Source organism: Rathayibacter sp. AY2B7, assembly GCF_002931635.1.
GTDB lineage: Bacteria > Actinomycetota > Actinomycetes > Actinomycetales > Microbacteriaceae > Rathayibacter.
Genome location: NZ_PSUC01000167.1, coordinates 1 through 4104 on the forward strand (window position 1 = coordinate 1; position 4104 = coordinate 4104).

Below are 4104 nucleotides of genomic sequence, written 5' to 3' on the forward strand. Positions count from 1 at the left end.
TCGCGATCGAGCGGTCGGCGCGCTTCCCCGTCGATCCGCGCGTGTCCGCCTACCTCGAGTCGGCGCGGCCCGAGACGGTGCGGCTCGACGACCTCACCCTCGTGCTGGTCGACGGACCGCTGCCGTGACCGCTCACTTCGAGCGGCAGGCCCCCGGATCCACGGCGTCCGTCAGCGAGGCGGCCTGCTCGACCACGGGAGTGAGGACCGAGAGCGGGATGGCGTAGCCGACGTTGTCGACGGAGGCGGCCTTGCCGAAGACGACGCCCGACACGGTGCCCTCGAGAGAGAGCAGCGGGCCGCCCGAGTTGCCCTGGTTGACGACGGCGGCGAGGGTCAGCACCTCCCGTGAGGTCGGTGCTCCGTCGACCATCAGCGAGACCGTGGCGTCGGAGGAGATCTCGGCCGAGCCGAGGGTCAGCGGGCCGCCGAAGGGGTAGCCCGCGACCACCGCGTCGTCCCCGGCGGCGACGGCGTCGTCGAGCGGGAGCGGGGAGGCGTCGAGCCCGTCGACGGCGATCACGGCGAGGTCGGCGGCCGGGTCCAGGTAGACGACTCGGCCGGTGCGCGGGGCCTCGCCCGGCGCCTCGACGACCGGCTGAGAGACTCCGCCGACCACGTGCGCGTTGGTGATCACGCGGTCGTCCGAGACGACGAAGCCGCTGCCCGTCACTCCGACGTCGCAGGCCCAGGCCGTGCCGGAGACGCGCACGACCGAGCGGGTGGCGGCGGCGACCTCCGGGTCGTCGGTCGAGACGTCCGGGATCGCGGGCGCCTGGGTCGGTGCGTCGAGCGCCTCGACGACCCAGGACGTGCCCTCGTCGACCACGGTCGACTGCAGCTGGGCGAGGAAGGCGCGGACGGGGGAGGGGGTGAGGTCGTCGATCGTGCGGATGACCGTCGAGCCGGCGACCGAGGTCGTGACGAGGGGGACGCCGAGGAGGGAGACGGCCGAGGTGACGGCGATCCAGACCAGGCCGGAGATCGCGACGCCGGCGACGCCGCCCGCGAGCCGGTCGAGCAGGCCGAGCTTCACGCGGTCGGCTCCGCGGCCGATGACCGCGCCGAGCGTCGCTCCGATCGCGTAGCCGACGCCCAGCAGCAGCACGGCGGTGCCGATCACGGCGAGCAGGCGCCACTCGCTGCCGGCCGTCCACGACGAGACGGCGGGCACGGCGAACGAGGCGCCGATCGCGCCCGCGACGATCCCCGCGAGACCGCCGAGGGTCCTGAGCAGGCCGCGCCGCAGACCGTCGACGAGCGCGCCGATGAGGCTCAGCACGACGATGACGTCGACGATCACGGATGCACCCACGCGGAACTCCTGCCGGTGTCGGGGACGGGTCCTCCAGCATGACCGACGCGGGATGCGCGGACGCCCGGAGGCGGCTGGCAGTCCGCGGCGGCCGCGCGCTGCCGCCGAGAGGGCGGTGCCCCCGGGAACGCCGCCGGGAGGGCGGTGCCCCCTAGAAGAACGAGATGCAGTACGGCGTCGCGATCGGCGCGAACAGGCGGTCCATCCGCCCCGCCTCGCCCGTGACGCGCGCCAGCCCGGCCTTCGCCAGGATCGACGGCCGCACCGAGCCCAGCAGCAGCGAGCCCAGGTCGGCCACGTCCAGCGCGAGCTCGGCCTCGTCCCCGGTGCGCTCCACGGTGGCGGAGCCGCCCGAGGCGGTGAGGCGGTAGCGGCCGTCGGCGAGCCCGAGCCCGTCGGTCACCTCGACCACGACCGAGCCGTCAGCGGTCCACGGCCGGGCCGAGAACGCGGCGGCGACGTCGAGGATCCGCAGCCAGATCAGGTCGCCCACGTGGCTCACCTGCACCACGCGCGCGTCGCGGAGCGCCCAGGTCAGCGGATCGTCCACCGGCGCCATGTCCCAGGTCACTGCGGAGGCGAGGTCGACCGCGCCGAGGTAGCCCCAGAGCGCGAGGTAGGCGTCGGCGCCGGGGGCGACGAGGTCGACGATCTCGAGGGTCTTGTCGTCCTCGGGCCCGACCGCGCGGTAGGTCACGAAGCCGTCGAGCGTCCCCTCCTCGTCGAGGTGGACGGCCGAGCGGACGTCGAGGCCGGGCGTGGTCTCGCCGGACGCGGTGCCGACGGAGTTCGCCTCGTAGCGCGACTGGCGGGTCAGCGAGCCGGGGGTCGACGCCTGGAACGCGGCGAACACCGCGGGGATGCGCGGCTGCAGCCAGCTCGTCGCGACCACCTCGACGCGACCGGCGGGCTCGGTCTGCAGGCCGAAGCGCGGCCCGGTGTCGACGCGGATGGAGCGCGTGAAGGCCGAGCGGCCGAAGCCGAACCGGCGGTAGATGGAGGCCTCGCTCGCCGTGAGCGCGGCGACCGGGGTGCCGGCCTCCTTCGCCAGGCGCAGGTCCTCGGTGATCATCGCGCGCAGGATGCCGCGGCGCCGGTGCGTGGGCCGCACGGTCACCTGCGACACCAGGTGCGCCGGCAGCTCGCGTCCGCCGCCGACCTGCAGGGCCCCGGGGAATGCCGCGTAGGTGCCGACCGGCACGCCCGCGCCGTCGAGTCCCTCGGGGGCGGAGTAGTCGACGACCGCGGTGAGCACGCGCTGGTCGGCGACCATGTGCTCGGCCCAGTCGCGCAGCTTCTCCGGCGTGAACTCCTTCTCGTGGAAGCCCGCGTTGATCGCGGTGGCCCACGCGGCGGTGGCGGCGTCGGGACCGCCCTCGTCGTTCAGGGCGGCGGGGAAGCGGCGGAGGTCGAGACCGGTGAGAGGCATCCGTCCAGCCTATTCACCCGGGGTGCGCGGGGGCTGAACCGGTGCGCGAACGGTCACTGCGACGGGCGCGCCGGTAGCGCGGACCGCCGTCAGAGCACGGTCCACCGCTTCTCGAGCGCCGCGTCCACCGCCTCCGCGAGCTCGTCCAGCCGCCGGGAGTCGAGGCGCCCCGGGTCCGCGGCCGCCCTGATCCGCCCGCTCATCGCTGCGATCGCCGAGCGCCGCCGCGGCAGGGTCGCGGTGAACGCGCAGTCGCGCAGCAGCACCAGCAGCTCGCCCGCCCGGCCCTGCGCCTCCGCGAGGACCTCGAGCCGCCGCTCGAACGGCGACTCCGGGACCGTCACGCGCAGGAACCCGTCCGGATCCTGGAACGCCGCCGGCGGATCCGGGACCCGCGCGAGCAGCGCCAGTGCGGTGCCCAGCTCGTCCAGATCGCCCTCGTGCGCCAGCTCCCGCAGCCGCGAGTCCACGTCCTCGGCCGGCCCCGCCCCGAGCTCCACCGTCCGCAGCACGAGCGCGTCGAGCCGGCGCTCCTCCTCCTCGCCCGGGACCGACGGAGTCGCCGACCACCACGAGAGCACCGGAGTCGCGGCCACCGCGTGCTCGCCGATCCGCCGCTCCAGCGCGATCAGCAGGTCCTCCCGCGCGGCGAGCGCCACCAGCGCGTCCACGTCGAGGTGGAGCAGGGTGCCCGAGGTGGGCGGCGCCACCAGCCGGCGTCCGGAGGGAGGGACGGTCTCCGCCCGCGTCCTCGCCCCGGGTCCGCGCTCGCTCGCCCGCAGGATCTCCTCCTCGAGGGTCCGCCGGGGTCGTCGTCGTCCGCTTCCGCGCGCCATGCCGTCACGCTACCGTCGGCCGCATGACCCGGTTCCTCGCCCTCCTCCGCGGAGTGAACGTCAACGGCCGCACCGTCCGCAGCGCCGAGCTCGCCGAGACGGTCGCCGGCATCGGCGTGGACCGGGTGCGGACGGTCCTCGCGAGCGGCAACGCGGCCTTCGACTCCGACCGCCCGGCCGCCGAGCTGAAGCCCGCGCTCGAGGCGGCGCTCGCCGAGCGGTTCGGCTACGACGCCTGGATCGTGCTCGTGACGCAGGAGGCGCTCGCCGCGGTGCTCGCCGCCTACCCGTTCCCGCGGATCGACGAGGAGGCGCATCCGTACGTCGTCTTCGGCTCGGACGAGGAGGCGCTCGACGCCGCGCAGGCCGCGATCGGCGAGCCGGATCCGGCGGTCGAGCTCGTCGCCCGGGGTGCCGGCGTCCTCTACTGGCGCTGCCCGCGCGGCTCCTCGACGGACACGCCGGTCGCGAGGATCCTCGCCCGTTCCGCCTACCGCTCGAGCACCACGACCCGGAACCTGCGCA

The 4104-nt window shown here is 75.3% G+C and carries 4 protein-coding genes; 1 reads left to right on the plus strand and 3 read right to left on the minus strand.

Annotated features, from left to right (window positions below):
* Positions 1 to 132: 132 nt before the first annotated feature.
* From C5C27_RS16760 to C5C27_RS16770, 3 genes are all read right to left on the minus strand, one after another.
* Positions 133 to 1314 carry a MarP family serine protease gene (locus C5C27_RS16760; RefSeq protein ID WP_244230541.1) on the minus strand — a complete coding sequence of 394 codons (1182 nt, stop codon included), beginning with the start codon at positions 1312 to 1314 and terminating at the stop codon, positions 133 to 135.
* Between the two features lie 151 nt (positions 1315 to 1465).
* Positions 1466 to 2743: a GNAT family N-acetyltransferase gene (locus tag C5C27_RS16765; RefSeq protein WP_104314968.1), complete on the minus strand. Its 1278-nt coding sequence runs from the start codon at positions 2741 to 2743 to the stop codon at positions 1466 to 1468.
* Positions 2744 to 2832: 89 nt separating this feature from the next.
* Positions 2833 to 3579 carry a DUF2254 family protein gene (locus C5C27_RS16770; RefSeq protein WP_104314969.1) on the minus strand — a complete coding sequence of 249 codons (747 nt, stop codon included), beginning with the start codon at positions 3577 to 3579 and terminating at the stop codon, positions 2833 to 2835.
* 23 nt (positions 3580 to 3602) lie between these two features.
* On the opposite strand from C5C27_RS16770, the gene C5C27_RS16775 reads away from it, so the two are divergent.
* Positions 3603 to 4104: DUF1697 domain-containing protein (locus C5C27_RS16775; protein WP_104314970.1), on the plus strand; the 502-nt coding region annotated here is incomplete at its 3' end.

Excerpts from the sequence above, each read along its gene's own strand:
- C5C27_RS16765 (WP_104314968.1), bottom strand. The coding sequence starts at position 2,743 with ATGCCTCTCACCGGTCTCGACCTCCGCCGCTTCCCCGCCGCCCTGAAC.
- C5C27_RS16770 (WP_104314969.1), bottom strand. The coding sequence starts at position 3,579 with ATGGCGCGCGGAAGCGGACGACGACGACCCCGGCGGACCCTCGAGGAG.